This is a genomic window from Porphyromonas uenonis 60-3 (genome assembly GCF_000174775.1).
GTDB classification, from domain to species: Bacteria; Bacteroidota; Bacteroidia; order Bacteroidales; family Porphyromonadaceae; genus Porphyromonas; species Porphyromonas uenonis_A.
The window spans coordinates 1-546 of record NZ_ACLR01000098.1; the positions used below are offsets into that span (position 1 = coordinate 1).

1 pseudogene is annotated in these 546 nt (G+C 48.5%); it reads right to left on the bottom strand.

From position 1 onward, the window contains the following. Window positions 1-251, bottom strand: a pseudogene (locus PORUE0001_RS02665) (IS110 family transposase); the annotation flags it as partial. Window positions 252-546: the final 295 nt, after the last annotated feature.

Below are 546 nucleotides of genomic sequence, written 5' to 3' on the forward strand. Positions count from 1 at the left end.
CCGTAGAGCCAGTCGCAGAGTGCGCGATCGTATCCTCCTGTAGTCTCACAGCAGAAGAGCATGGTGTCGGTCTTGACTCCTCGACCAGCGTTCTTCTTGCTCCAAGAGACGAGGCTCCGGAACCCCTTAGGGTTGTTTTCTACAGTGGTGTAGGCGAGCTGCTGCTCGCTGTCTGATTCTGATTCGTAGCGAATCAGGGTGGCATCCAGTTTTTCTTTGGAAACGTCGATGCCGATAAAGTGATATTCCATAACTTTGTATCTGATTATTGATAAGGACCAGCTAGGCTACATTAGGCTATTACTTTAATTAGGCTATAGGCCTCACTTTCTAATGAGTCTCAAGTAGCTGAACTCCAGAGGGTCTATAACAGACCTTAGGCTCGAAGCCTCGTAGGGACGATAGATTACCCTCTGGTTGCTGTCCTTACCTCACTACAACAAAGGTAAGAACAACCCGTTCAACTGACCTAATCTCGGGTCGATTTCTTTTCACTCTGCAAAGTTAAAGTAGGGACGCACGGTCGAGTGTTTAGCGGGAGGGCGT